We start from the raw sequence: 24,297 nt of genomic DNA, 5'->3' as shown, positions 1-24,297 counted from the left end.
TCCCGGGTCAGGCGCTGCGGGTGGCGGTGGCGGGTGGGACGGCGGCGGCGCGCAGCGCGGGGCCGAGCACGGCGAGCTGGCCGAGCGCGCACAGCAGCGCGGCACCGGCCGGCAGGTAGGTCGCCGGCAACCGATCCAGTTCGAAGAAGCGCATCAGCAGGACGTTGCCGGCATAGGCCAGCAGCATGCCCAGCACTACGCCGGCGCCGACGATGAGCAGGTTCTCGGTGTGGAAGTGCTGCAGGATGTCGCGGCGGGTGGCGCCCAGCGCGCGGCGGATGCCGATCTGCCGGGTGCGTTGCTGCACCCAGAAACTGGCCAGGCCGACGATGCCCAGCGCGGTCACCAGCAGCATCGCGGCGATGACCGCCAGCAGCAGCTTCGCCATGGCCCGGTCGCTCTGGAAGTAGCGCTGGCGCAGTTCGTTCAACGGCTTGCTGTACTCGCCGTCCAGGACCGCATCGGGTGCCGCGCGCGCCACCGCGGTGCGCGCCTGTTCGATCACGCGCGGCAGTTCGCGCGGATCGGCGCGCAGCACGTAGACACCGGATTGCGACGCCTCGCGCACCGGGATGAGCACCGACCAGTCGCTGCCGATCGCGCCATCCTCGCTGCGGCCGGGATCGGGCCGGGCCAGGTGCGGCAGGGTGCCGACCACGCGGTAGCGGCCGCCGGCCCAGAATTCGCGGCCCAGAGGATCCTGGCCACGCCACAGGTGGTCGGCCAGGGCACGGGTGACCCACACGTCGGCCGTGTCTGGAGCGAAGTGCTCGAACGGCTGGTAGTCGGCGTCGTCGAACGCGCGGCCGCTGTCCGGCTTGAGGCCCAGGGCGGCAACGGCGCCGGGGCTGGCCGTATAGAAATGCGGCACGCCGCCGACCTCGGTGCAGGCCTGGTCCAGGCAAATGCCGTTGTTGCCTGCAGCCGGAGCGAACGGGACGGTGTTGATGGTGCCTGCCGCGCGCACCCCGGGGATGCGACGCACGGCATCGAGCACGCGCGCATTGAGATCGGCATGGTTGCAGCCGTCGCAGCCGGACAAGGACACCAGCCCCAGCGCGGCTTCGTCGACGCCGCTGTCCAGGTGCATCAGATCCAGCCGGTTGCCGATCAGGAAGAACGCATTGCACAGCACGGCGCAGGCCAGCGCGACTTCGAGCGCGATCAGCGTGGCGGCGATGCGGTGGCGCGACAGGGCGCGCAGGATGGGGGCGATCTGCATCATGGAGGGGTCCCGGTCACAGGGTCTTGAGCTGCAGCGCCGGCGCGATCCGGCTTGCCCGCAAGGCCGGGAACAGGCCGGCGGCCACGCTGCAGCCGACGGCCAGCACGAAGGTGCCGGCGAATGCCACCAGGTCCAGGCGCGCCAGATCGGCGTAGGCGGCCGGCTGCTGGCGCACGCTCCACAGCCCCAGCAGGGTCAGCAGCCATCCGCCGATGCCGCCGATCAAGCCGATGACGCTGGCTTCGGTCAGGCACTGGGCGAAGATCGCGCGCCTGGACGCGCCCAGCGCGCGGCGCACGCCGATTTCGCCGCCGCGGCGCAGGAACTTGGCCAGCAGCAGGCCGACGCTGTTGAACAGGCACAGGCCCAGAAACGCCACGGCCAGCCAGCTCTGCAGGCGCACGTCGCCAGGCACGACCCGGTTGTGGTCCAGCCACTGCGGCAAGGACAGCAGGCGCGCCGTGTCGGTGCGGCCGATGCGTCCGGCCGCCTGCTGCTGGGCGGCGTAATCGGCCAGCAGGCGGCGGTAGGCGGCCACCTTGGCTGGCGTATCCAGTTGCACCCACAACTGCACCCACACGCAGGGTGCAATGCGCAGGTCCAGCGGCTGCGCCGGCGTGCCGAAGCAGGTCCACGGCTCGATGTGGCCGTCGTTGATCTCCAGGCTGGTGGACAGCGGCGCGAACACGTCCTGCGGCTTGCCATAGAAGCTGCCGGTATCGCCGTGGGAAAAGCTGCCGCCGGCCAGCGTGTAGAACTGCGGCGACGGCCGCCAGGGCGCCAGCACGCCGACGATGCGCACCGCATTGCCGCGTACCAGCAGGCTTTGTCCGACGCTGTTGCGGCCCTCGAACAATTTGTTGTTGAGATCGGCCGAAATCACCGCCACCCGGGCGTGGTCCTGGTCGTCCCGCGCACGCCAGCCGCTGCCGTAGGCGAACGGCACCTGGAACATCGGAAAGAAATCGGCTTGCGTGGACAGCATCTGCGCCATGAACGCCGGGCCGTCGCGTTCGGGCGCGCGCAGCTTGATCTGGCTTTCGGCCACGATTGCCTGGCGATCGGCGCGCCCGCTCTTCCACAGGTCCATCGCGCTGGGATAGTCGAGCTTGTCGAACGGCTGCCGGCCAGTGCTGCCGGCAGGACGCGGATCGAGCTGCGGGTAGAAGATCCGCTGGCTGCGCCCGGGCAACGGATCGCCGGACAGCAGCCGCATCACCGTCAGCGTGGTCATCGCCGCGCCGATGCCGACGGCGATGGACAGCACCATCAACGCGCTCAACACCGGACTGCGGCGCAGGCTGCGTAGCGCAAGTTGAAGGTAGTAGCCGAACATGCCGTCTCCGCCTGCCGTCGCCGCGCCGTCAGCCGTTGGCCGCGGCGCCGTGGCCGGTATGCCCCAGCACCGGTTCGCGCTGCAGGTCGGTGGCCTGGCCGTCGACGATGTGCACGTTGCGCTGCGCGCGCGCGGCCAGTTCCGGATCGTGGGTGACCATGACGATGGTCGAGCCCTGCGCGTTGATCTCTTCCAGCAGTTCCATCACCCCGCGCGCCATCTGCGAGTCCAGGTTGCCGGTCGGTTCGTCGGCCAGCAGCAGGCGCGGGCTGCCGGCCAGCGCGCGCGCGATCGCCGCGCGCTGTTGCTGGCCGCCGGACAGCTCGGACGGGTAGTGCTTCATCCGCGAACCCAGCCCGACCCGGCCCAGCGCGTCCTCGATGCGCTGCTTGCGCTCGGCCGCGGCCATGCCGCGGTAGCGCAGCGGCACGTCGACGTTGTCGAACAGGTTGAGGTCGGGGATCAGGTTGAAGCCCTGGAAGATGAAACCGATCTTCTGGTTGCGCATGCGCGAGCGCGCGTCGTCGTTGAGGTTGCTGACGTCCTGGCCGTCGAGCAGGTACTGGCCGCTGGTGAAGGTTTCCAGCAGGCCGGCGATGTTGAGGAAGGTGGTCTTGCCGGAGCCGGACGGCCCGGTGACGGCGACGAATTCGCCTTCGCGCACATGCAGATCCAGCGAACGCAACGCGTGCGTCTCGACCTGTTCGGTACGGAAGACCTTGGAGACGGAGCGCATTTCGAGCATGACGTAGTCCTTTGGCGGTGGAGCGGGGATCGGGGATTGGGGATATCGGGATTCGGAATCAGCAAGCTGGGAAGGAAAACGGCAGGGGCCTACAAATCCCCAATCCCGAATCCCCAATCCCAGCCTTCAATGCACCGTCACCTGCGGCGCCTCGCCGAACAGGTCGCTGCCGGAGACCACGACGCGGTCGCCCGGTTGCAGGCCCGAACGCACCTCGACTTCGCCGAGGCTGGTGACGCCCAGCTCCACCGGGCGGCGGATCGCCGAGTTGCCGTCCATCACGTAGGCGTAGCGGCCGCCGGATTGTTCGACGAACGGACCGCGCTCGAGCTTGAGCACGTTCTTGCGGGTATCCAGCAGCACCCGCGCGCTCATGCGCTGGCTCTGGCGCAGGCCCGGCGGCTGCTTGTCGGTGAAGCGGATGCGCGCGTTGACCTCGCCGTTGACCACTTCCGGCGACACCGCCGAGATCGCGCCGGCGAACGGTTCGCCGGCACCGCTGGTCAGCTGCGCCGGCATGCCGATCGCCAGGTCGCGGGCGAAGCTTTCCGGTACCTTGATCTCCAGTTCGAACTTGGACAGATCGACCACGCTCAGCACCGGCGCATTGGCGGCGACGTTAGTGTGCTGAGATACCTGCACCTGGCCGACCTGGCCGTCGAACGGCGAGCGCAGGGTGAGCAGGTCCACCTGCCGCTTCACCTCGGTGACCACCGCGCGCTGGCGCTCGGCGAGCAGGCGCTTGTTGCGCGCGTCCAGGCTGGCCCCCTGGGTCTGCAGGCCGGAGTCCTTCTGCGCATGGCTCATCGCGATGTCGGCTTTCTTCAACGAGTCCTGCGCCTTGGCCAGTTCCACCTGCGGCACTGCGCCGCCGTCGTAGCCGCGCTGGTAGCGCTCCAGGTCGCGGCTGGCCGCCTGCCGCTCGATCTGCGCCTGGTCGACCAGCTTGCTGGCATTGGCGCGCGCCAGCACCGCATCCAGGTCGGCGCGGCCGGCTTCCGCTTCCTGGCCGGCCAGCGTGGCTTCTTCCTGGGCGAGCTTGCTGCGCAGTTCGGGGCTGTCGATTTCGGCCAGTTCCTGGCCCTGCTTGACCACGTCGCCGGCGACCACCTTCAGGCTCACGGTGCCGCCGGAGATCGCGTACAGGGTGGGGCTGTTGGCGGCGATCAGGCGCCCGTCGGCGGAGATGTCGCGGACCAGGTCGCCGCGGCTGACCGTGGCGATGCGCACGCGTTGCGCGTCGAACGAGCGGCTGCCGGCGATCCAGCCGCGCGCGGCGAAGGCGATGCCGAGCAGCACCGCCAGCGCGATCAGTGCGGGCCAGAACCAGCGGCGCCAGGCGGCGGCGGAGCGGGGGCGGGCGAGAACCTGGTCCTGGGCGGAAGTGTCGCGGATCATCGGTCGGGTCGGCGCAGTGGAGAATGAACGAATCCAAAGCACGTCGCGTGCCAATCGCAAATGCCTGAAATTGCTACGGTTCGATTGGGGCGGACGGCTGTCCGCGTGTCCGCGGACACGTTCGCGGACACCGTGTCCGCGGCCGGCCCGGACGACCGGGACAGGCCGCGCTGCCGCGATCCGCGTCTGGATCGTGTACGGGGCCAGGTCCGGCGGTCCCAACTCGGTCGCGCCACATACGGAAGCTTCGTGCTGGTTCGCCGCAACCCGAGCCGTACCGCCGGGGCGTGCGATGGCGCATCCAAGTCGCGCCGGCAGGTCCTATAGGACATTCAGCGGACAAAGCTAGAATGGCGATCTTTCGGTGCAGGGTGCGGCTATGTGCGGGATCGTGGGTGCGATTGCGGAACGGGACGTGGTGCCGGTGCTGATCGAAGGCCTGAAGCGGCTGGAGTACCGCGGCTACGACTCCTCCGGCATCGCCGTGGTCGCCGGCGACGGCGTGCGCCGGGTGCGCCGCACCGGGCGCGTGGCTGAGATGGAAAGCGCGGCGTTGGCCGAGGACCTGCACGCCACGCTGGGCATCGGCCACACCCGTTGGGCCACCCATGGCGGCGTCACCGAGGCCAACGCGCATCCGCACGTCAGCCATGGCGACCTGGCGCTGGTGCACAACGGCATCATCGAGAACCACGAGCAGCAGCGCGAGCGGCTGCGCGCGCTGGGCTATGTGTTCGAGTCGCAGACCGACACCGAGGTCATCGCGCACCTGATCCATCATCACGCCGCGCAGGGCCTTTCGCTGCTGGCGGCGCTGCAGGCCGCGGCCAAGGAACTGACCGGCGCCTATGCGCTGGCCGCGGTCAGCAAGTCGCGCCCGGACGTGCTGGTATGCGCGCGCATGGGCTGTCCGCTGCTGATCGGCCTGGGCGAGGGCGAGAACTTCATCGCCTCCGACGTGTCGGCGGTGATCCAGGCCACGCGCCGGGTGATGTTCCTGGAAGAGGGCGACACCGCCGAGCTGAGCCGCAGTGGCGTGCAGATATACGACGCCGAAGACCGGCCGGCGCAACGCGAAGTGCACATGTCCGAAGTGTCGCTGGCCTCGCTGGAACTGGGCCCTTACCGCCACTTCATGCAGAAGGAGATCCACGAGCAGCCGCGCGCGCTGGCCGACACGCTGGAAGCGCTGTTCGACGCCGGCGGCTTCGACACCACGCTGTTCGGCCGCAACGCCGAGCAGCTGGCCGACATCGACGGCGTGCAGATCCTCGCCTGCGGCACCAGCTACTACGCCGGGCTGACCGCGCGCTACTGGATCGAGTCGATCGCCGGCCTGCCATGCAGCGTGGAGATCGCCAGCGAATACCGCTACCGCGCCGCCTACGCCAACCCGCGCCAGCTGATCGTCACCATTTCCCAGTCCGGCGAGACCCTGGACACGATGGAGGCGCTGAAATACGCCAAGTCGCTGGGCCACGCCAAGACCTTGTCGATCTGCAACGTGCCCGAGAGCGCGATCCCGCGCGCCAGCGCGCTGGTGCTGTACACCCGCGCCGGCGCCGAGATCGGCGTGGCCTCGACCAAGGCCTTCACCACGCAGTTGGCGGCGCTGTTCCAGCTGACCTGCGTGCTGGCCAAGCTGCGCGGGCGACTGAGCGCCGCGCGGGAAGCCGAGTACCTGGAACAGCTGCGCTACCTGCCAGGCAGCGTGCAGCACGCGCTGAACCTGGAACCGCAGATCGCGGTCTGGGCCGAGCGTTTCGCCGACAAGCACAATGCGCTGTTCCTGGGCCGCGGCCTGCACTATCCGATCGCGCTGGAAGGCGCGCTCAAGCTCAAGGAAATCACTTACATCCATGCCGAGGGCTATCCGGCCGGCGAGCTCAAGCACGGCCCGCTGGCGCTGGTGGATGCGAACATGCCGGTGGTGGTGATCGCGCCCAATGACGCGCTGCTGGAGAAGGTGAAATCCAACATGCAGGAAGTGCGCGCGCGCGGCGGCGAGCTGTTCGTGTTCGCCGACCAGGACAGCCACTTCAGCGAATCCGAAGGCGTGCACGTGATCCGCACCCCGCGCAACGCCGGCCTGCTCAGCCCGGTGGTGCACACCATCCCGGTGCAGTTGCTCGCGTATCACACCGCGCTGGCGCGCGGCACCGACGTGGACAAGCCGCGCAACCTGGCCAAGTCGGTGACGGTGGAATAGCGGCGGGCGTGCGCCGCTGCGGCCGGACTGCGTGCCTTCGCAGGCCGGCATGCGCCGCGCAGGGAAATCGCTGGCGCAGCGCTGGTTCGAGAAAGCGCAGCCGATGGCCGATGTCGGCACCGCCGCGTCGGCGCGAGGCGGCACGACTGCCGCTGCGTAACCGATTCGGCTACCCGGCAACGCTGTCGAAGAAGTCGACCAGGCCCTGCGGCGCATCGGCGTCGAAGAACATCGCCAGATTCTGCGCCGACTCTTCGGCAAAGGCCGCGCTGCGCGGGAACAGCTCGCTTTCGTAGGCTACGAGCGCGGCTTCGATCGCGCCGGGATTGGCGACGATGGCCTGGCCGAGTTCGGCGCCGTCGTGGAGCGCGAGATTGGCGCCTTCGCCGGCGAACGGCGACATCAGGTGCGCCGCATCGCCGAGCAAGGTCACGCCGGGCGTGCGCTCCCAGCGGTGCTCGATCGGCAGGGCATGGATCGGGCGCAGCACGGGGTCGGTGTCGCCATCGGTGACGAGCGCCGTCAACGCCGGAGCCCAGCCATCGAATTCCGCGGCGACGCGGGCCAGTGCGGCCGCCGGATCGGCGAAGTCGAGGCGGGCGAACCAGTCCTGCGGCCTGTTCAGCGACACGTAGGTCTGCAGGGTGCCATCGGCATGGCGGTGGGCGAGGATGCCCTTGCCCGACGCGACCGCCATCAGCGTGCCGCCGCCGATCACCTGCGCGCTGGCGGGGTGGCGGGTGTCGCCGTCGAACAGACAGGTCTCGATGAACGAGGTGCCGGCGTAGGCGGGCACTGCGGCCGACAGCAACGGACGCACGCGCGACCAGGCGCCGTCCGCGCCCACCAGCAGATCGGTGGTCACGGTCGCGCCGTCGGCGAAGCGCAGTAGGTGCCGCCCGTCGCCGAGCGGGGCGGCCGTGGCCAACTTGCGCCCCCAGCGGATGGTGCCCGCGGGAAGCGAGTCGAGCAGGAGCCGGCGCAGGTTTCCGCGATCCACTTCGGGCCTGGCGCCGCTGCCCGTGTCGGGCCGGTCGATCAGGATGGCGCCTTGGCTGTCGACGACCCGCTTTGCGTCCGCACCGGGAAGGACCAGGCCGAGGAACGCCTCGTAGAGGCCTGCGGCCTTGAGCGCGCGCTGGCCGTTGTAGGTGTGGATATCGAGCAGGCCTCCCTGCGGGCGGGCATCCGCCGAGGCCTCGGCTTCGTAGATCGTGGCGGCGATGCCGTGCACGTGCAGCACGCGGGCGAGCATGAGCCCGCCGAGCCCGGCGCCGATGATCGCGATGGGAGTGTGCATCTGAATCCTTGGTCGAGTGGATGCGCCGGGACGGACGCGAGTACGAATGGAACGTCGTTCCACATGTTGGAATGGCGTTCCATCCGTGTCAAGATGGGGCATGGCCAAGACAACGCGCGGCACCCCGCGACGCGAGGCATCGCTCTCGCGTGAACAGATCGTGGACGCGTCGATCGCGCTGCTGGACAGCGGCGGCGAGGGCGGCCTGACCTTCCGCGCGCTGTCCGAACGGCTCGCCACCGGGCCCGGTGCGCTCTATTGGCATGTCGCCGACAAGCGCGATCTGCTGACCGCCGCCTGCGACGCCATCGTCGCGCGCACCTTGCATGCGCCCTGCGCCGATGCCACGCCGGAGGCGGCGCTGCGCGCGCTGGCGCTGGGCATGTTCGATGCGATCGATGCGCATCCGTGGATGGGGTCGGCGCTCACCCGCGCGCCCGGCGAATTGCCGATCGTGCGCGTCGTCGAGCGCATCGGCCAGCAGGTGCATGCGCTCGGCGTGCCGGACCACGAGCAGTGGGCCGCGGTCTCCGCGTTGTTGAGCTACATCCTCGGCGTTGCCGGGCAGAACGCGGCCAACACGCAGCTCGCGCGCACGCGCGGCATCGTCAGGTCCGATTTCCTGGATGCGGTGGCGACGGCGTGGTCGCGGCTGGATGCGGACACGTACCCGTTCGTGCGCGGCATGGCCGTACACCTGCGCACGCATGACGACCGGGTGGATTTCCTGGCTGGCATCGACTTGATCCTGCATGGCCTGGCGGCACGGCGCGCGCAGGCGCAGCCGGCCGCCGTGCCGGGCCGCAAGATCGCTCCCAAGAAGAAGTAGCGGGATTTTCGTCGCGTCGCGGCGTCGGCACGGCGCGTGTAGCGGACCGGTCTGGTCAACATGCTGGCGCTGTGTGACGTCATTGCGGTCGCGCGTCTCTTCGGTTGCCGGACCGCCGCTGGTCGTCGGTGCATGCCGCACCGAGTCATGTGTGGATGTCCGGTAATAGCGGCGTCACACGGCATCCGCGTATCCGTCGGGCCTCCGCGGCGTTCGCCGTGCACGCACGCCGGATTGGCAGCCGCCGCGGTCGGCTGCCAACGCAGTGGCCCAGCTTATGCATAAGCTCCTGGCGAGGGTTCCCACCACGCAGGAGGACGCATGTACGAGTCTTTCAGACAGGGGGCGCCGGCCGAACTGTGGCAGGCGCTGGTGCACGAGGCAGGGCAGCGGCTGGGCCGGCCGCTGGACGAGTCACGCGAGAGCTATCTGGTGTTCGTGTTGCTGCGCTACCAGGCCGATGGACACCTGCTGTCGCGCACCCAGGCGCTGGCCTGGCTGCATGCGCAGGAACAGGTCGGGCGCGCCCGCGCCGATGCGCTGCGCGAGGTCGGCGACGGCTGTCTGCTGATCGCCGGCCTGTTTCCCGGCGTGGCCGCGCGGCGCCGGGTCAGCGTGGACTACTTCATCGATCTGGGCCGCGGTGCCTACTACGAAGTGGCCGAAACCCGCGCCAGCGATGCCGGCCTGTTTGGGCAGCTGGCGCGCAGCTACCAGGAACTGGTGCGCACGCTGGGCGCGCTGCGTCCGCCGCGCGACTGGCGGATCGGTGAGGATGGTTCGCTGCGTGCTTGAGCGGCCGGGATTGGTGTGAGTGAGCGGTTGCGAGACACCGTGGTGGCGCGATGCGCGCCGAGCCAATACGGCTGGCGAAGCGGTGTAGGAGCGGCTTCAGCCGCGACAGGATCTATCGGTACCTGTCGCGGCTGAAGCCGCTCCTACAAAAACTAATTGCCGTTCAAACGGACGGGAAGAATCCTCCCGCGGCCGCTCAAAACCAGACGCGTACGCCGGCGACGACACGCGTTTCGCGCACAGCTTCTCCCGCGTCGCGCCGATAGTCCGCGGTCGCACCGAACGCGCGCTCGTGGACCACGCCGAGGTACGGCGCGAAACGGCGGCTGATCTCGTAACGCAAACGCAGCCCGGCCTCGACCGTGGACAGGCCGCTGCCGATGCCGTGCGCGCGATCGTCGGCGAATGCCGCCTGCGCTTCCAGTCGCGGCTGCAGGATCCAGCGGTTGGTCAGCAGCACGTCGTACTCGCTTTCCAGGTGTGCGCTGGCGCTGCCGCCTTCGCCGATATACAGCGTGGCCGCGACCTCGAACTTGTACGGCGCCATGCCCTGCACGCCGAAGGCGGCCGAGGTGCGCGCATCGCCCGGGGCGACGTCCTGTTTCACGCCGACCAGCAGGTCCCACCACGGCGAAACCGCGTGGCCGTACAGCGCTTCCAGGTCCGCCGCTTCGGTGCGGCCGCCGCTGCGCTCGCCTTCGCTGCGCAGCCACAGCCGATCGATGTCGCCGCCGTACCAAGCACTGGCTTCCCAGGCCTGGCCGTTGCCGTGGTCGTTGTCCCAGCCTTCCAGCCGGTCGAACAGCAGGTAGCCGGTGCGCGACGGCGCATGCAGCATTGCGTGCGTCCGCAGGCCCGGGAATGCGGCGGCGCGGTCGGCGTCGGTGAGCGCTGGGATCGGCTCGCGCGGCAGCGTGGGAATCGACGCACTGGCGCAGGTGCACGTCGCCGCTGCGCTGGAGTGAGCATGGCGCGCTTCTGTTTTCCCAGGCCCCTGGTCCTCGGCCTGTGGTCCCGGCTCCACAATCCCCGGCTGCGTTCCGGCATGGTCCTGCATCGCGTTATCTGCCTGCGCTGCGGTTGGCGTGCCGTGCTCCATCGTGGCCGCGTGCATGTCCATGTGCTGCATGTCTTCATGGCCGGGCATGGCATGGTCGGCATGCGCCTCGTGGTCCATGTCCATGTGCTGCATGCCGCCGTCGCTCGTCGTCGGCGCTGCCGGAACATTGGCGACGTGTGCGGCGTGACCCATCGCCGCGTGATCCATGCCGGCATGTACCATCGCTGCGTCATCGCCGTCGGCGGTGGTGGGCGGCGATGGCGAGGTGTGCGCATGCGCCCCATCGTCGGGCGGCGGACACACGCATGCCGCAGGTGCGGATGTAGATGTAGATGCAGCTGCTGCGCTATCGGCATCGGCATCGGCAGTTTGAAGCGCATGCACATGCTGCGCACCTGCAGCACCGTGCGCGAACAGCAGCGCCAGGCCGATGGCCTGCGCCAGTATGGCGAGCGGCGTGGCGTTCATGCGTCCACCCGCACTTCGCGCATCATGCCGCCGTCCATGTGGTACAGCAGGTGGCAGTGGTAGGCCCAGCGGCCCAGCGCGTCGGCGCGCACGCGGTAGCTGCGGCGCGTGCCCGGCGGCATGTCCACAGTGTGCTTGCGCACCTGGAACTGGCCGGCGGCGTTCTCCACGTCGCTCCACATGCCGTGCAGGTGGATCGGGTGCTGCATCATCGTGTCGTTGACCAGCACGATGCGCAGGCGTTCGCCGTAGTTGAGCCGCAGTGGCTCGGCGCTGGCGAACGGGATGCCGTCGAAGGACCAGGCGAACTTCTCCATGTTGCCGGTGAGGTGCAGTTCGATCTCGCGCCCGGGTTCGCGACCGTCGGGGTCGTCGAACAGGCTGTGCAGGTCGGCGTAGCTCAGTACCCGGCGGCCGTTGTCGCGCAGGCCGATGCCCGGATCGTCCAGCTTCGGCGCGGTGGCGGAGGACTGCATGTCCACCAGCGGATTGCCGCGTTCGCTGCGCGGATGCGTGGGCGCAGCGCCGGCGTCGCCAGCCGCATGCGTGCCGTGGTCCATCGTGCCGGGGCCCATCGCAGCATGGTCCATGCCGGCCATACCCATGCTGGCGCCGCAGCCACCTTCCATGCCTTTCATCGTGGCCGCGCCGCTGTGGTCCATGCCGGCGTGCCCGCCCATGGCGTGGCCCATGTCCTGCATGCGCAGCAGCGGGCGCGGGTCGTTCGCCGGCACCGGCGCCTGCAGCCCCTGGCGCACGGCCAGGGTGCCGCGCGCGTAGCCGGTGCGGCCCATGTCCTGGGCGAACACGGTGTAGGCGTCCTGGCCGTTGGGTTCCACCAGCACGTCGTAGGTCTCGGCCGCGGCGATGCGCAATTCGTCCACGCTCACCGGGTGCACGTACTGGCCGTCGGCGGCGACCACGGTCATCTTCAGCCCAGGAATGCGCAGGTCGAAATAGGTCATGCTGGAGGCGTTGATCAGGCGCAGCAGCAACTTCTCGCCGGGGCGGAATTCGCCGGTCCAGTTGCCGCCGGGGGCGACGCCGTTGAGCAGGTAGGTGTAGGTGTTGGCGTTGACGTCGGACAGGTCGCTGGGGGTCATGCGCATGCGTCCCCACATGCCGCGGTCGGCGAGGGTGGCGCGCACCCCGTCTTCGCGCGCGTCGCGCAGGAAGTCGCCGACGGTGCGCTGGTAGGTGTTGTCGTAGGACGGCATCTTCTTCAGCCGCCGGAACAGCGCCGCCGGGTCCAGGTCGGTCCAGTCCGACAGCAGCAGCACGTGTTCGCGGTCGTAGTGATAGGGCGGCGGCTGCAGCGGGTCGATCACGATCGCGCCGTATAGGCCCGCCTGTTCCTGGTATAGCGAGTGGCTGTGGTACCAGTAGGTGCCGGACTGGCGCAGGGCGAAGCGGTAGCGGTAGGTCTCGCCCGGGTAGATGCCGTCGAAGCTCATGCCCGGCACGCCGTCCATGTTCGCCGGCAGCAGGATGCCGTGCCAGTGCACGGAGGTTTGCGCGTGCCCCGGCAGGCGATTGGCGACGCGCACCTCGACGGTGTCGCCTTCGCGCCAGCGCAGGATCGGTGCGGGCACGCTGCCGTTGACGGTGATGGCCGGACGCTCGCGCCCGGTGAAGTTGACCCGCGCGCTGCCGATGCTGAGGTCGAAATCGGTGCCGTGCAACTGATAAGGCACGGCGCCATTGCGCGCCAGCGCCGCGGCCTGGGCTTGCCGCAGCGACAGGCCGCCGATGCCGGCGGCGGCGCCAAGCGCCAGTCCGGTGACGAAACGGCGCCGCGACGGCAGGGCAGGGCCGGAGGAAGGTGGTTTCATGAGCGAACCTCGATGCGATGCGATGCGCGACCGCGTGGGCGGTGCGTGCACAGAAGCGACGGCGCGCGGATGCGCGGTCGCCGTGGCGCAGCCCGAGCGGGCGGCGGCGTCGCGATCAGGCGCTGGGAGGTCGCTCCAGCCGCGGCAGGCCGGGCGCGCCGCGGCCATCCTGGCGGCCGCTTGGGAACAGCGGTTGCGCGGCGACCGGCAGCGCCAGCGGCAGCGCGATCAGCGCCGGCAGCGGCTGCGCATGCGGGCACTGGCAACCGGCCGCGGTGCCGCAGCAGCCGTGCTTGCCGGCCTGTTTGGGGCAATGGCCATCGCCATGCTCCGCGGCGGGCGGTGCGGCCTCGTGGTGGTGACACGGCATCGCCGCGGCGGCGACGCGCGTGGCATGCGCGTGCTCGGCGGCGTGGTGTTGGGAGACGCCAGCGTCGGTGCGCTGCGGCGCCTCTGCCATGCCCGGCATCGCCACAGCCGTGCCGGCGCCATTGAGCAGCAGGCTCAGGCACAGCAGCAGGCGGGTCAGCAAGGCGAAGATCGGCACGGAACACGCACGGCACGCAAAGGGATACGTGGAGAATACTGCAGCGATGGCAGCGGGCAAGCGCCGGGACGAGGCGGCGGCTCGCCATCGACGCACCCTGGAGCCGGGTCCAGGGCGCGCGTCCACGCCCGGCGATGGCCTGCGGGGCAAGGGTTTCGAGTCAACGTGAGCCGCCAATGAACAATTCGCGCGCAACGGCGACAATGGCTTGACCCTGGACCGGCGTCCAGGGAGTAGCTTGCACGCATGAATCCGGTCGCCCCTCCGTCCCGCTTCACCATCGGCGCGCTCGCGCGCCAGGCCGACGTCGCCATCGACACGGTCCGCTACTACGAGCGCCAGGGCCTGCTGCCGGTGCCGCCGCGGCGCGCGTCCGGCTACCGCGACTACGATGCGGCCGCGGTGGAGCGGGTGCGTTTCATCCGCCGCGCCAAGGACCTGGGCTTCTCGCTGGAGGAGATCGGCGACCTGCTCGCGCTGCAGGACGACCGCCTGCATGGCGTGGAAGGCATCAAGCAGCGGGCCAGCAAGCGCCTGCACGAACTGGATCGGCGCATCGCGCAGCTGACCGAGATGCGCGATGCGCTGGCCGTACTGGTCGCCGAATGCCCGGGCAGCGGCGAACCCGCCGGCTGCCCGATCCTCGGCGACATCCGCGGCGACGCCGCGCCTGGCAAGCCGCAGCCGTGAACGCGCCGGCCGCGAACACCGCCACGGTGAGCCTGCCGGTGCAGGGCATGAGCTGCGCGTCCTGCGCGGTCGGCCTGGAGCAGGCGCTCAAGCAGTTGCCCGGGGTCGACGCCCAGGCCAATTACGCCGCCGCGCGCGTGCGCCTGGACTACGACCCGCAGCAGGTGGATGCGCAGACGCTGCTGCAGCGCATCGGCCAGGCCGGTTACACGGTGCCGACGCAGATGCTGACGCTGGACCTCACAGGCATGAGCTGCGCTTCCTGCGCGGCCTCGATCGAAACAGTGCTGGCGAAGACACCCGGGGTGATTGCCGGAAGCGTCAACCTGGCCTCGGCCAGGGCGCGTGTGGAGTACGTGGCGGAACTGGTCGCGCCGGCCGACATCGTCGCGCGGATCGGCAGCGCCGGCTTCGGCGCCAGCGTCGTGCGCGAGCTGGACCAGGTCCAGCTGCAAGCGCGCGAACAGGCCGAGCGCCGCGCCTGGCACCACGAGCTGGGCCGGTTCGCCGCGGCGGCGCTGCTGACCCTGCCGTTGTTCGTGCAGATGTTCGGCATGCTGGACATCTCCGCCATCGAGCATGCGCTCGGCGGCCAGCACGCCGAGCCGTTGCCGCGCTGGCTGCAGCTGCTGCTGGCCACGCCGGTGCAGTTCTGGCTCGGCGCGCGCTTCTACCGCGCCGGGTTCGGGGCCTTGCGCAACGGCCGCGCCAACATGGACGTGCTGGTCGCGCTCGGCACCAGCATGGCCTACCTGTACAGCGCCGCGATCACCGTGTTCGGCCTGGCTGGGCAGCATGTGTATTTCGAGGCCAGCGCCTCGATCATCACCCTGATCCTGCTCGGGCGCTTGCTGGAGGCGCGCGCCAGGCGCAGGACCTCCTCGGCGATCCGCGCGCTGCTCGACCTCAAGCCCAAGACCGCCAGGGTGGAGCGCGACGGCGCGATCGTGGAGATCGATGCCGCCGAACTGATCGTCGGCGATGTGTTCGTGGTCGCCGCCGGCGAGCGCGTGCCGGTGGACGGGGAGGTGCTCGACGGCCGTTCCAGCGTGGACGAGGCGATGCTGTCGGGCGAGGCGATGCCAGTGGCCAAGGAGCCGGGCAGCCGCCTGTTCGCCGCCACCGTGAACCAGTTCGGCATGTTGCGCGCGCGCGCCACCGGCGTCGGCACCGATACTTTGCTGGCGCAGATCATCCGCATGGTCGATGCGGCGCAGGGCTCCAAGGCGCCGATCCAGCACCTGGTCGATCGCATCGCCGCGGTGTTCGTGCCGGCGGTGATCGCCATCGCCGTGCTCACCCTGGCCGCGACCTGGTGGTTCAGCGGCAGCTTCGCCACCGCGCTGGTGCACGCGGTGGCGGTGCTGGTGATCGCCTGTCCGTGCGCGCTGGGCCTGGCCACGCCGACCGCGATCATGGTCGGCACCGGCGTGGGCGCCCGGTCCGGCATCCTGATCCGCAACGCCGAGGTCTTGGAGCGCGCGCGTGCGCTGACCACGCTGGTGCTGGACAAGACCGGCACCCTGACCGAAGGCCGTCCGCAGGTGACCGCGATCGGCGTGGCGGAAGGCGGCGATGCGACGGCGCTGCTGCGCCTGGCCGCGGCGCTGGAGGTCGGTTCGGCGCATCCGCTGGCCGATGCGATCGTGCGGCGGGCCGCCGACGAGGGCGTGCGCGGGACGCTGCCGCTGCCGGTGGCGGCGGTGGAGACGGTGCCCGGCAAGGGCGTGCGCGGCCGCGTCGATACCCGCGAGGTGGCGCTGGGGTCGCTGGCGTGGCTGCGCGAGCTGGCCATGCAGGCGCCGGACGCGGCGCTGCTGCAGCGCGCCGAGGCGGCGCAGGCGCAGGGCCAGAGCGTGGTCGCGGTCGCGCTGGACGACCGCCTCGCCGGCTACATCGCCATCGCCGATCCGCTGCGCGACGGTGCCCTGGATGCGGTGGCGCGGCTCAAGGCGCGCGGCATCGAGGTGATCATGCTCAGCGGCGACAACCGGCATGTCGCGCAGGCCGTGGCCGCGCAGGTCGGCATCGCGCGGGTGCTGGCCGAGGTGTTGCCGCAGCACAAGGCCGAGGAAGTGCGGCGCCTGCAGGCCGAACCGGGCGCCCACGTCGGCATGGTCGGCGACGGCATCAACGACGCGCCGGCGCTGGCCGCGGCCGACGTCAGCTTCGCCATCGGCGCCGGCTCGGACATCGCCGTGGAGGCGGCCGACGTGGTGCTGGTGCATGGCGACCTGGACGGCGTGGCCACCGCCATCGACCTGTCCGCGGCGACCCTGCGCAAGATCCGCCAGAACCTGTTCTTCGCCTTCGTCTACAACGTGCTCGGCATCCCGCTGGCCGCGTTCGGCCTGCTCAACCCGGTGCTCGCCGGCGCGGCGATGGCGCTGAGTTCGGTCTCGGTGCTGGCCAATTCCCTGCTGCTGAACCGCTGGCGGCCGCGCTGAGCGCGGTGCCGCGGCAACGCGCTTTCCAAACGAGGACACTGCAATGCGCCATCTCGAATTGACCGTTCAGGGCATGACCTGCGGCGGCTGCTCGGCGCGGCTGAAACGGGTGCTGGACGCCAGCGCCGGAGTCGCCGCGGCCGAGGTGGTGCTGGACGGCGGGCGCGTCGGCGTCGATTACGACGAGGCCCGCACCGACGCCGCGGCGATCGAGCGCGCCATCGTCGATGCCGGCTTCGGCGTCGCGGCCCGCTGAGCGGCGCCGCGCCGTCTGGGGCAAAGCCACCGCCGCCAAGTGAACGTCGCCACGCCTCGCCGCCCGGCGCAGCCCCGGTGCGCGGGGCGGGCGTGTATCGTGGACGCGATTTTTCCGTCCTGCGCACCGCCATGACCTATCGCGATTGGGTGGCCAACGCCATCCAGAAGATCGAAGCCGATTTCAACCGCTCGGCCGACACCCACCTGATTCCGCTGGACCTGCCCGGTTTCCCCGGCATCGACCTGTATTTCAAGGACGAGTCCAGCCATCCCACCGGCAGCCTCAAGCACCGCCTGGCGCGCTCGCTGTTCCTGTACGCGCTGGCCAACGGCTGGCTGCGCGAGGGGCGCCCGGTGATCGAGGCGTCGAGCGGCTCCACCGCGGTGTCCGAAGCCTATTTCGCGCGCCTGCTGGGGCTGCCGTTCATCGCGGTGATGCCGGCCACGACCTCGCCGGAGAAGATCGCCGCGATCGAGTTCCAGGGCGGGCGCTGCCACCTGGTCGAGCGCGCCTGCGACCTGCACGCCGATTCGGTGCAGCTGGCGCGCGAGAGCGGCGGCCACTTCATGGACCAGTTCCTGTACGCCGAACGCGCCACCGACTGGCGCGCCAACAACAACATCGCCGAGTCGATCTTCCGACAGATGCAGGAAGAGCCGCATCCTGTGCCGGAATGGATCGTGTGCAGCCCCGGCACCGGCGGCACCGCCGCCACGCTGGGGCGTTACGTGCGCTACCGCCGCCACGACACCCGCATCCTGTGCGCGGATCCGGAAGTGTCGGTGTTCTTCGACGGCTATTGCGAGGCACTGGCCGGGCGCGACTACGCCGGCCTGGCCAGCACCGGCGGTTCGCGCATCGAGGGCATCGGCCGGCCGCGGGTGGAATCGAGCTTCATCCCCAGCTGCGTCGATGCGATGGTCAAGGTGCCCGATGCGCTGAGCCTGGCGGCGATGCGCTACGTGAGCGCGCGCCTGGGCCGGCGTGTGGGCGGCTCCACCGGCACCAACTTCGTCGGCGTGCTGCAGGCGGCGACGCGGATGCGCGAGCACGGCCGCCGCGGTTCCATCGTCACCATCCTGTGCGACAGCGGCGAGCGCTACGGGCACAGCTACTACCGGCCGGACTGGTACCGCGAGCACGGCATCGACGTGGAGCAGGCCGACGCGCAGCTGGCCGCGGCGGTGGCCGGTGCCGGGTTGCCGCCGCTGGCTTGTGCCGCGCTGACCTGACCGCCATATCCTCCTCGAGGCCGGCAGCGCCGGCCCTTTCCCCGTTAGCGAGATTCCTGCGATGACCAATCCCCTGCTCGATTTTTCCGGCCTGCCGCGCTTCGATGCGATCCAGCCCGAACACATCGGCCCGGCGATCGACGCGCTGCTGGCCGCCGCCGAGGCCGCGGTCGCGCACGCCGAGCAGGTCGCGCCGGTGAGCTGGGACAGCTTCGTGGCGCCGCTGGACGATGCCACCGAACGCCTGTGGCGCGCCTGGGGCCAGGTCAGCCACCTGCAGGGCGTGATCAACACGCCGGCGCTGCGCGAGGCCTACAACGCCAAACTGCCCAAGGTGACGCGCTTCTCCAGCGCGCTGGGGCAGAACCTGGCGCTGTTCGCGCAGTACCGCGCGCTGGCCGCCACGCCCGAGGCCGCCGGCTACGACGCGGCGCGGCGCAAGGTGCTGGATAACGCGCTGCGCGATTTCCGCCTGGACGGCGCCGAACTGGGCGATGCCGACAAGCAGCGTTTCGCCGCGATCCAGGAAGAACTGTCGGCGCTGTCGGCGAAGTTCTCGCAGAACGTGCTAGATGCCACCGATGGCTGGTCGCTGCTCGTCGACGACCAGGCCCGGCTCGCCGGCTTGCCCGGCGACGTGATCGCCGCGGCGCGCGCGGCGGCGGACAAGGACGGCCAGGCCGGCTGGAAACTGACCCTGCAGATGCCGTGCTACCTGCCGGTGCAGATGTACGCCGACGACCGCGCGCTGCGCGAGACCCTGTACCGCGCCAACGCGATCCGCGCCTCGGAGTTCGGCGACCCGGCGCTGGACAACAGCGCGGCGATCGAACGCATCCTGGCGCTGCGCGGCGAACTGGCCGGGCTGCTCGGTTTCGCCAGCTACGCCGAATATTCGCTGGCGACCAAGATGGCGCAGAACCCCGACGAGGTGCTGGGTTTCCTGCGCGACCTGGCCGCGCGCGCCAAGCCCTACGCACAGCGCGACCGCGCCGAACTGGAAGCCTACGCCCGCGAGCATCTGGGCCTGGACGAACTGCAGGCCTGGGATGTCGCCTACGCCAGCGAAAAGCTCAAGCAGGCGCGCTACAGCTTCTCCGAGCAGGAAGTGAAGCAGTATTTCACCGAGCCGAAGGTGCTGGATGGCCTGTTTGGCGTCATCGGCGACTTGTACGGCCTGCAGGTGCAGGCCGACAGCGCACCGGTCTGGCATCCGGACGTGCGCTTCTTTCGCGTCAGCGATGCGCGCGGCCGCCTGATCGGACAGTTCTACCTCGACCTGTACGCGCGCGAGGGCAAGCGCGGCGGCGCCTGGATGGACGACTGCCGCAACCGCCGCGACCACGCCGATGGCGTACAGACGCCGCTGGTCTACCTGGTGTGCAACTTTGGCCGCGGCGGCGACGGCAAGCCGGCCACCTTCACCCACAACGAAGTCACCACGCTGTTCCATGAGATGGGCCACGGCCTGCACCAGTTGCTGACCCAGGTCGGCGAACTCGGCGTGGCCGGCATCAATGGCGTGGAATGGGACGCGGTGGAGCTGCCCAGCCAGTTCATGGAGAACTTCTGCTGGGAGTGGCCGCGGCTGCAGGCGATGACCGCGCACGTGGACAGCGGGCAGCCGCTGCCGCGCGCGCTGTTCGACAAGATGCTCGCGGCGAAGAACTACCAGAGCGGCATGTTCACCGTGCGCCAGCTGGAATTCGCGCTGTTCGACATGCAGCTGCATCACAGCTTCGACGCCGCCGGCGACAGCATGCTGCAACTGCTCGAACGCGTGCGCGACGAGGTCGCGGTGAATCGGCCGCCGGCATGGAACCGCTTCCCGCATCAGTTCAGCCACATCTTCGCCGGCGGCTACGGCGCCGGCTACTACAGCTACAAGTGGGCCGAAGTGCTCAGCGCCGATGCGTACGCCGCATTCGAAGAGGCGCCGGACCAACTGGCCGCCACCGGCGCGCGCTTTCTGCAGGAGATCCTGGCGCGCGGCGGCAGCCGTCCGGCGTTGGAGAACTTCACCGCGTTCCGCGGTCGTGCGCCGGAATTGGATGCCTTGCTGCGGCACAGCGGCATGGCTGGCTGATCGCACGCTACCGCGCCGCGATCCATGCGGCGCGGGGGCGACGTGCCGAATGCGCTGGCGCAGGCATCCGCTTGTCGCGCGCAGCCGCAGCAATCCGCCAATCCGTCTGGGTGCGCACGTGCCACATGTGCGCGTGGTGGCTTATGGCAACGGTTTCTTCCTTGTCTTCCGGCCGGCATGCGCTTAGTTGCACCGCGGCCCGAGCGGGTTAACAGGTCCTTAGCGCATCGGCGTGCTAGAACATTGCCGAACACGATGGCTCGCACGAGCCCATGGAAGAAACCCCGGCCACGGGGCCGGCCAGGCACAGGAGGTTGGGCATGAAACGCTGCATCTGGATCGCACCGCTGTTGCTGGCCGCCGTCGCGCCGGTGCTGGCGCAGAGCAACGGCGGGTTCGCCCGCAGCGGCGCCAATCTGCGCGCAGGCCCGGCCAACGACTATCCGCGTGTCGCCACGGTGGTGGGCGGCGACAGCATCACCGTCTACGGGTGCGTCAACGACTTTTCGTGGTGCGACGTGCGCTGGCGCGAGGCGCGCGGATGGTTGCCGGCCGGCGTGGTCGAGTTCGACGCGCGCGACGGTGTCTTCGCCCCGGCCATCGGGTTCGCCATCGATCCCTATTGGGACGCGCATTACCGTGGCCGGCCCTGGGCCCGCGACCGCGCACGCTGGCGGCAGCAAGCGCAGGCCTCGCCATCTGCGCCGGCGCCGATGCCCGAGGCGCTCAAGCGCCAGCTGATCCCGCAACGCATCGCCGATACGCGCGGCTACCAGCCGGCGCCGCCCGCCGTGGAGGCGCCGATGCAGTCGCAATGGGTGCCGCCGGGCGAGCGCATGTACCAGGTGCCGCCGCCGGATGCGCTCAACCCCAAGCGCAACAAGGAACTGGCCGAGCAGCAGCGGCGCGACGAAGAGGATCGCCGCTGGCGCGAGTCCCTGCACCAGACGCCCGAGCCGTCGCAACCCTCGTCGTCCGCCTCGCCATGGTGGCCGCCGAAGCCGGAGACGGTGGTGCAGGCGGCGCAGCACACGCCGCCACCGCCGAAGCCATCTTCGCCACCGCCACAACAGCCACCTCCACCGCCGCCGTCCAAGCAGGAGCGGCAGAAGCAGGAAGATGAGCGTAAGCGCCGCGATGGCAAACAACTCGAACGCTGATGTCGGCGAGCGGCAAGGACGTCCCAGGCCGTTGTGCGTATAGGCTTGCCGGGTGAACGCGAATCAGACCGGAAATTTTCGATTTCTATAGGATTGCCAAAGGACTTGCACACTCCATGCATCATCCTTTCGCAGCAAAAGGCTCTTGGCGATCAGTTCGATGTCGTCGGCGATTCTTGCCGAAATTTCGGGGTCGCCCAAGGCGCGGAAAGAGTTCTTGAATGCCACTTCGCGCAGGTCGTCGATAAGGCTGCGATCTTCTTCTGAAATCTTGCTTTTTTGCGCTTCGATGGCATGGAAGTCGCCCATCCAGGCGCTGTCGAATCGATCCTCATCCCTTGAGTCCAGGGCAGCTTCGCTGTCCAGGCTCCTTAAGAAATCAAAGAAACCGGCCTTGGAGAGCAGTGTACTCATTTCGAAAATGGGTGGATTCATTTCATCGACCTTCATGTGTACTGCTTTCTGGGTTTCAAAAATCGGGAGCTGAGCTTGAATCTATGCGAAAACGTCATGGGTTTCTGACAGGCGGACAACGCATCGGCCATGAAGTTCTGGGCTTTGCAGGCACCAGCGGCGGAGACGCGGTTGGCTACCTTGATCTGAAAAATAGAAAGGGCACGCACTTCCTGATGAGAAATGCACACCCACCACCGGCTCTGCACAGCGGTCACCGCGGTTTCCGTCCGAATCAGCCGTCACCCGGTTACAACAGGTGACGGCTGGCGACAACGCTGCCGTCGCTCAATCCATCGGCTCGCTCAGCGCTTGCCGAACACCAGCGCGGCGTTGGTGCCGCCGAAGCCGAAGCTGTTCGACATCACCGTGCGCAGGTTCGCCTCGCGGCTCTCGCGCACGATCGGGAAGCCCTCGGCGCGCGGGTCCAGCGCATCGATGTTGGCCGAGCCGGCGATGAAGCCGTCGCGCATCATCAGCAGGCAGTAGATCGCCTCGTGCACGCTGGCCGCGCCCAGCGAATGCCCGGACAGCGCCTTGGTCGAGGACAGCGGCGGCACCGCATCGCCGAACACTTCGCGCACCGCGCCCAGCTCGGTGACGTCGCCCAGCGGCGTCGAGGTGCCGTGCGTGTTGAGGTAGTCGATCGGCGCGTCCACGCCCTGCATCGCCATCTGCATGCAGCGCACCGCGCCTTCGCCGGACGGGGCGACCATATCGGCGCCGTCGGAGGTCACGCCATAGCCGAGCAGCTCGGCATGGATACGCGCGCCGCGCGCCACCGCGCGTTCGTAATCCTCCAGCACCAGCATGCCGCCGCCGCCGGCGATGACGAAGCCGTCGCGCTCGGCGTCGTACGGACGCGAGGCCACCGCCGGGCGGTCGTTGAAGCCGCTGGACAGTGCGCCCATCGCGTCGAACATCAGGCTCATGGTCCAGTCCAGCTCCTCGCCGCCGCCGGCGAACATCACATCCTGCTGGCCGTGGCGGATCAGGTCCGCGGCCGCGCCGATGCAATGCGCCGAGGTCGCGCAGGCCGCCGACAGCGAATAGCTCACGCCCTTGATCTTGAACGCGGTGGCCAGGCTGGCCGAGACCGCCGAACACATCGTGCGCGGCACCATGTAAGGGCCGACCTTGCGCACGCCGCGGTTGCGCAGCAGGTCCGCCGCTTCCACCTGCCAGTGGCTGGAACCGCCACCGGAACCGGCGATCAGGCCGGTGCGCACGTCGCTGACCGCGGCCTCGTCCAGGCCCGCATCGGCGATCGCATCGCGCAACGCCAGGTACGCGTACGCGGACGCATCGCCCATGAAGCGCTTGAGCTTGCGATCGATCAAGGCCTCCAGGTCCAGCTGCACGTCGCCGGCGACCTGGCTGCGCAGGCCGTGTTCGGCCGCCTCGGGGTTGGCGCGGATGCCGGCGCGGCTCTCGCGCAGCGCGCGCGACACCGTGTCCAGGTCGTTGCCCAGGCAGGAGGTGATGCCCATGCCGGTGATCGCGACGCGGCGCATCAGAACGCCTCCGTCGAGGTGAACAGGCCCACGCGCAGATCCTTGGCGGTGTAGATCTCTCGGCCGTCCACAGACATGCGTCCGTCGGCCACCGCCATCACCAGCTTGCGGTTGATGACCCGGCTGATGTCCAGCTCGTAGACCACCTGCTTGGCGGTCGGCAGCACCTGTCCGCTGAACTTCACTTCGCCCACGCCCAGCGCGCGGCCGCGGCCGGGCGCGCCGATCCAGGTCAGGAAGAACCCGGTCAGTTGCCACAGCGCATCCAGGCCCAGGCAGCCGGGCATCACCGGATCGTCGATGAAGTGGCAGCCGAAGAACCACAGGTCCGGACGCACGTCGAGTTCGGCGCGGACCACGCCCTTGCCGTACGTGCCGCCGTTGTCGTCGATATGGGTGATGCGGTCGAACATCAGCATCGGATCGTTGGGCAGGCGTGCGGCCTCGGCGCCGAACAGTTCGCCGCGCGCGCTGGCGAGAAGGTGTTCGCGTGAATACGAAGTGAGGCGGCTCATGAGCGAATTTTCCAGGGCAGACAGTCGAGGCGCGCAAGCGTGCACGACGCCCGCGCTTTCAATCAAACGTTTTATCCGTACGCACGCGTAGCGTAGGCAGTGCTGCAATGCGGCGCGCTGAGCGAAATCAAGGCGTGCGTTCGCAGCGCATGCGCAGGCCTGGCTTATCATGCGGCTACCGTTCGCTGGCGTAGGGT

At 69.5% G+C, this 24,297-nt stretch carries 20 protein-coding genes; 9 read left to right on the top strand and 11 right to left on the bottom strand.

Annotated elements, in window-relative coordinates; all coding sequences use genetic code 11:
- Positions 1-7 precede the first annotated feature (7 nt).
- From HEP74_RS18175 to HEP74_RS18160, 4 genes are all read right to left on the bottom strand, one after another.
- Complete coding sequence (locus tag HEP74_RS18175; protein ID WP_185816698.1) at positions 8-1,222, bottom strand: ABC transporter permease; 1,215 nt, start codon at positions 1,220-1,222, stop codon at positions 8-10.
- A gap of 16 nt (positions 1,223-1,238) precedes the next feature.
- Complete coding sequence (locus HEP74_RS18170; protein ID WP_185814050.1) at positions 1,239-2,561, bottom strand: ABC transporter permease; 1,323 nt, start codon at positions 2,559-2,561, stop codon at positions 1,239-1,241.
- A gap of 28 nt (positions 2,562-2,589) precedes the next feature.
- A complete protein-coding gene (locus HEP74_RS18165; RefSeq protein ID WP_185814049.1) occupies positions 2,590-3,306 on the bottom strand; it encodes an ABC transporter ATP-binding protein in 717 nt (238 codons plus the stop codon).
- Between the two features lie 126 nt (positions 3,307-3,432).
- The gene (locus HEP74_RS18160) at positions 3,433-4,704 is read right to left on the bottom strand and encodes an efflux RND transporter periplasmic adaptor subunit (protein WP_185814048.1); all 1,272 of its coding nucleotides are present in this window, start codon (positions 4,702-4,704) and stop codon (positions 3,433-3,435) included.
- Between the two features lie 379 nt (positions 4,705-5,083).
- Here HEP74_RS18160 and glmS point away from each other — a divergent pair, with 379 nt between their 5' ends.
- Positions 5,084-6,913, top strand: coding sequence for a glutamine--fructose-6-phosphate transaminase (isomerizing) (glmS, locus tag HEP74_RS18155; protein ID WP_185814047.1), 1,830 nt, complete (start codon positions 5,084-5,086; stop codon positions 6,911-6,913).
- 169 nt (positions 6,914-7,082) lie between these two features.
- Here glmS and HEP74_RS18150 read toward each other — a convergent pair whose 3' ends face one another.
- Positions 7,083-8,213 (bottom strand): FAD-dependent oxidoreductase, encoded by a 1,131-nt coding sequence (locus tag HEP74_RS18150; RefSeq protein WP_185814046.1) that lies wholly within the window; start codon positions 8,211-8,213, stop codon positions 7,083-7,085.
- A 46-nt stretch (positions 8,214-8,259) separates the two neighbouring features.
- On the opposite strand from HEP74_RS18150, the gene HEP74_RS18145 reads away from it, so the two are divergent.
- Together HEP74_RS18145 and HEP74_RS18140 are read left to right on the top strand one after the other, a co-directional pair.
- Positions 8,260-9,042, top strand: coding sequence for a TetR/AcrR family transcriptional regulator (locus HEP74_RS18145; RefSeq protein WP_255427784.1), 783 nt, complete (start codon positions 8,260-8,262; stop codon positions 9,040-9,042).
- A 321-nt stretch (positions 9,043-9,363) separates the two neighbouring features.
- Complete coding sequence (locus tag HEP74_RS18140) at positions 9,364-9,837, top strand: hypothetical protein (protein WP_046978691.1); 474 nt, start codon at positions 9,364-9,366, stop codon at positions 9,835-9,837.
- 196 nt (positions 9,838-10,033) lie between these two features.
- Here the strand turns inward: HEP74_RS18140 and HEP74_RS18135 are convergent, their stop codons facing one another.
- The 3 genes from HEP74_RS18135 to HEP74_RS18125 form a co-directional block, all read right to left on the bottom strand.
- Positions 10,034-10,984, bottom strand: a complete 951-nt coding sequence (locus HEP74_RS18135; protein ID WP_255427988.1) for a copper resistance protein B — start codon at positions 10,982-10,984, stop codon at positions 10,034-10,036.
- A gap of 377 nt (positions 10,985-11,361) precedes the next feature.
- Positions 11,362-13,197, bottom strand: a complete 1,836-nt coding sequence (locus HEP74_RS18130) for a copper resistance system multicopper oxidase (protein ID WP_185814045.1) — start codon at positions 13,195-13,197, stop codon at positions 11,362-11,364.
- Between the two features lie 115 nt (positions 13,198-13,312).
- The gene (locus HEP74_RS18125) at positions 13,313-13,744 is read right to left on the bottom strand and encodes a CopL family metal-binding regulatory protein (protein WP_185814044.1); all 432 of its coding nucleotides are present in this window, start codon (positions 13,742-13,744) and stop codon (positions 13,313-13,315) included.
- 246 nt (positions 13,745-13,990) lie between these two features.
- Between HEP74_RS18125 and HEP74_RS18120 the strand changes: the two genes are divergently transcribed.
- The 6 genes from HEP74_RS18120 to HEP74_RS18095 all read left to right on the top strand — a co-directional run bounded on the left by HEP74_RS18120 (position 13,991) and on the right by HEP74_RS18095 (position 21,618).
- Positions 13,991-14,434 carry a heavy metal-responsive transcriptional regulator gene (locus HEP74_RS18120; protein WP_185814043.1) on the top strand — a complete coding sequence of 148 codons (444 nt, stop codon included), beginning with the start codon at positions 13,991-13,993 and terminating at the stop codon, positions 14,432-14,434.
- A gap of 47 nt (positions 14,435-14,481) precedes the next feature.
- On the top strand, positions 14,482-16,881 hold the full coding sequence (locus HEP74_RS18115) for a heavy metal translocating P-type ATPase (protein WP_185816695.1): 2,400 nt from the start codon (positions 14,482-14,484) through the stop codon (positions 16,879-16,881).
- Between the two features lie 43 nt (positions 16,882-16,924).
- Positions 16,925-17,137 (top strand): heavy-metal-associated domain-containing protein, encoded by a 213-nt coding sequence (locus HEP74_RS18110; protein WP_009609530.1) that lies wholly within the window; start codon positions 16,925-16,927, stop codon positions 17,135-17,137.
- 131 nt (positions 17,138-17,268) lie between these two features.
- Positions 17,269-18,372, top strand: a complete 1,104-nt coding sequence (locus HEP74_RS18105) for a PLP-dependent cysteine synthase family protein (protein WP_185814042.1) — start codon at positions 17,269-17,271, stop codon at positions 18,370-18,372.
- 61 nt (positions 18,373-18,433) lie between these two features.
- Positions 18,434-20,458, top strand: a complete 2,025-nt coding sequence (locus tag HEP74_RS18100) for a M3 family metallopeptidase (RefSeq protein WP_185814041.1) — start codon at positions 18,434-18,436, stop codon at positions 20,456-20,458.
- 320 nt (positions 20,459-20,778) lie between these two features.
- Positions 20,779-21,618 carry an SH3 domain-containing protein gene (locus tag HEP74_RS18095; protein ID WP_185814040.1) on the top strand — a complete coding sequence of 280 codons (840 nt, stop codon included), beginning with the start codon at positions 20,779-20,781 and terminating at the stop codon, positions 21,616-21,618.
- A 63-nt stretch (positions 21,619-21,681) separates the two neighbouring features.
- Here the strand turns inward: HEP74_RS18095 and HEP74_RS18090 are convergent, their stop codons facing one another.
- The 3 genes from HEP74_RS18090 to fabA form a co-directional block, all read right to left on the bottom strand.
- Positions 21,682-22,068 carry an immunity protein PIM1 family protein gene (locus HEP74_RS18090; protein ID WP_221893134.1) on the bottom strand — a complete coding sequence of 129 codons (387 nt, stop codon included), beginning with the start codon at positions 22,066-22,068 and terminating at the stop codon, positions 21,682-21,684.
- A gap of 308 nt (positions 22,069-22,376) precedes the next feature.
- Positions 22,377-23,585 carry a beta-ketoacyl-ACP synthase I gene (gene fabB / locus HEP74_RS18085; RefSeq protein ID WP_185814039.1) on the bottom strand — a complete coding sequence of 403 codons (1,209 nt, stop codon included), beginning with the start codon at positions 23,583-23,585 and terminating at the stop codon, positions 22,377-22,379.
- Entirely contained in the window at positions 23,585-24,100 is a 516-nt protein-coding gene (fabA, locus tag HEP74_RS18080) for a 3-hydroxyacyl-[acyl-carrier-protein] dehydratase FabA (protein WP_185814038.1), read from the bottom strand. The genes fabB and fabA overlap by 1 nt, the downstream gene beginning before the upstream one ends.
- Positions 24,101-24,297 lie beyond the last annotated feature (197 nt).

Source organism: Xanthomonas sp. SS (genome assembly GCF_014236835.1).
Classification (GTDB): Bacteria; Pseudomonadota; Gammaproteobacteria; order Xanthomonadales; family Xanthomonadaceae; genus Xanthomonas_A.
The sequence above is the reverse complement of the archived record's forward strand: the minus strand, read 5'-3'. Positions and strand labels throughout refer to the sequence as shown.

Bases quoted from the DNA above. Each gene is read 5' to 3' on its own strand.
- HEP74_RS18175 (WP_185816698.1), bottom strand. From the start codon at position 1,222: ATGCAGATCGCCCCCATCCTGCGCGCCCTGTCGCGCCACCGCATCGCC.
- HEP74_RS18090 (WP_221893134.1), bottom strand. From the start codon at position 22,068: ATGAAGGTCGATGAAATGAATCCACCCATTTTCGAAATGAGTACACTG.
- fabA (WP_185814038.1), bottom strand. From the start codon at position 24,100: ATGAGCCGCCTCACTTCGTATTCACGCGAACACCTTCTCGCCAGCGCG.
- HEP74_RS18135 (WP_255427988.1), bottom strand. From the start codon at position 10,984: ATGCCCGGCCATGAAGACATGCAGCACATGGACATGCACGCGGCCACG.
- HEP74_RS18170 (WP_185814050.1), bottom strand. From the start codon at position 2,561: ATGTTCGGCTACTACCTTCAACTTGCGCTACGCAGCCTGCGCCGCAGT.
- HEP74_RS18130 (WP_185814045.1), bottom strand. From the start codon at position 13,197: ATGAAACCACCTTCCTCCGGCCCTGCCCTGCCGTCGCGGCGCCGTTTC.
- HEP74_RS18105 (WP_185814042.1), top strand. From the start codon at position 17,269: ATGACCTATCGCGATTGGGTGGCCAACGCCATCCAGAAGATCGAAGCC.
- HEP74_RS18100 (WP_185814041.1), top strand. From the start codon at position 18,434: ATGACCAATCCCCTGCTCGATTTTTCCGGCCTGCCGCGCTTCGATGCG.
- HEP74_RS18140 (WP_046978691.1), top strand. From the start codon at position 9,364: ATGTACGAGTCTTTCAGACAGGGGGCGCCGGCCGAACTGTGGCAGGCG.
- HEP74_RS18115 (WP_185816695.1), top strand. From the start codon at position 14,482: ATGAGCTGCGCGTCCTGCGCGGTCGGCCTGGAGCAGGCGCTCAAGCAG.
- HEP74_RS18120 (WP_185814043.1), top strand. From the start codon at position 13,991: ATGAATCCGGTCGCCCCTCCGTCCCGCTTCACCATCGGCGCGCTCGCG.
- HEP74_RS18150 (WP_185814046.1), bottom strand. From the start codon at position 8,213: ATGCACACTCCCATCGCGATCATCGGCGCCGGGCTCGGCGGGCTCATG.
- HEP74_RS18110 (WP_009609530.1), top strand. From the start codon at position 16,925: ATGCGCCATCTCGAATTGACCGTTCAGGGCATGACCTGCGGCGGCTGC.
- HEP74_RS18095 (WP_185814040.1), top strand. From the start codon at position 20,779: ATGAAACGCTGCATCTGGATCGCACCGCTGTTGCTGGCCGCCGTCGCG.
- HEP74_RS18145 (WP_255427784.1), top strand. From the start codon at position 8,260: ATGGAACGTCGTTCCACATGTTGGAATGGCGTTCCATCCGTGTCAAGA.
- glmS (WP_185814047.1), top strand. From the start codon at position 5,084: ATGTGCGGGATCGTGGGTGCGATTGCGGAACGGGACGTGGTGCCGGTG.
- fabB (WP_185814039.1), bottom strand. From the start codon at position 23,585: ATGCGCCGCGTCGCGATCACCGGCATGGGCATCACCTCCTGCCTGGGC.
- HEP74_RS18160 (WP_185814048.1), bottom strand. From the start codon at position 4,704: ATGATCCGCGACACTTCCGCCCAGGACCAGGTTCTCGCCCGCCCCCGC.
- HEP74_RS18165 (WP_185814049.1), bottom strand. From the start codon at position 3,306: ATGCTCGAAATGCGCTCCGTCTCCAAGGTCTTCCGTACCGAACAGGTC.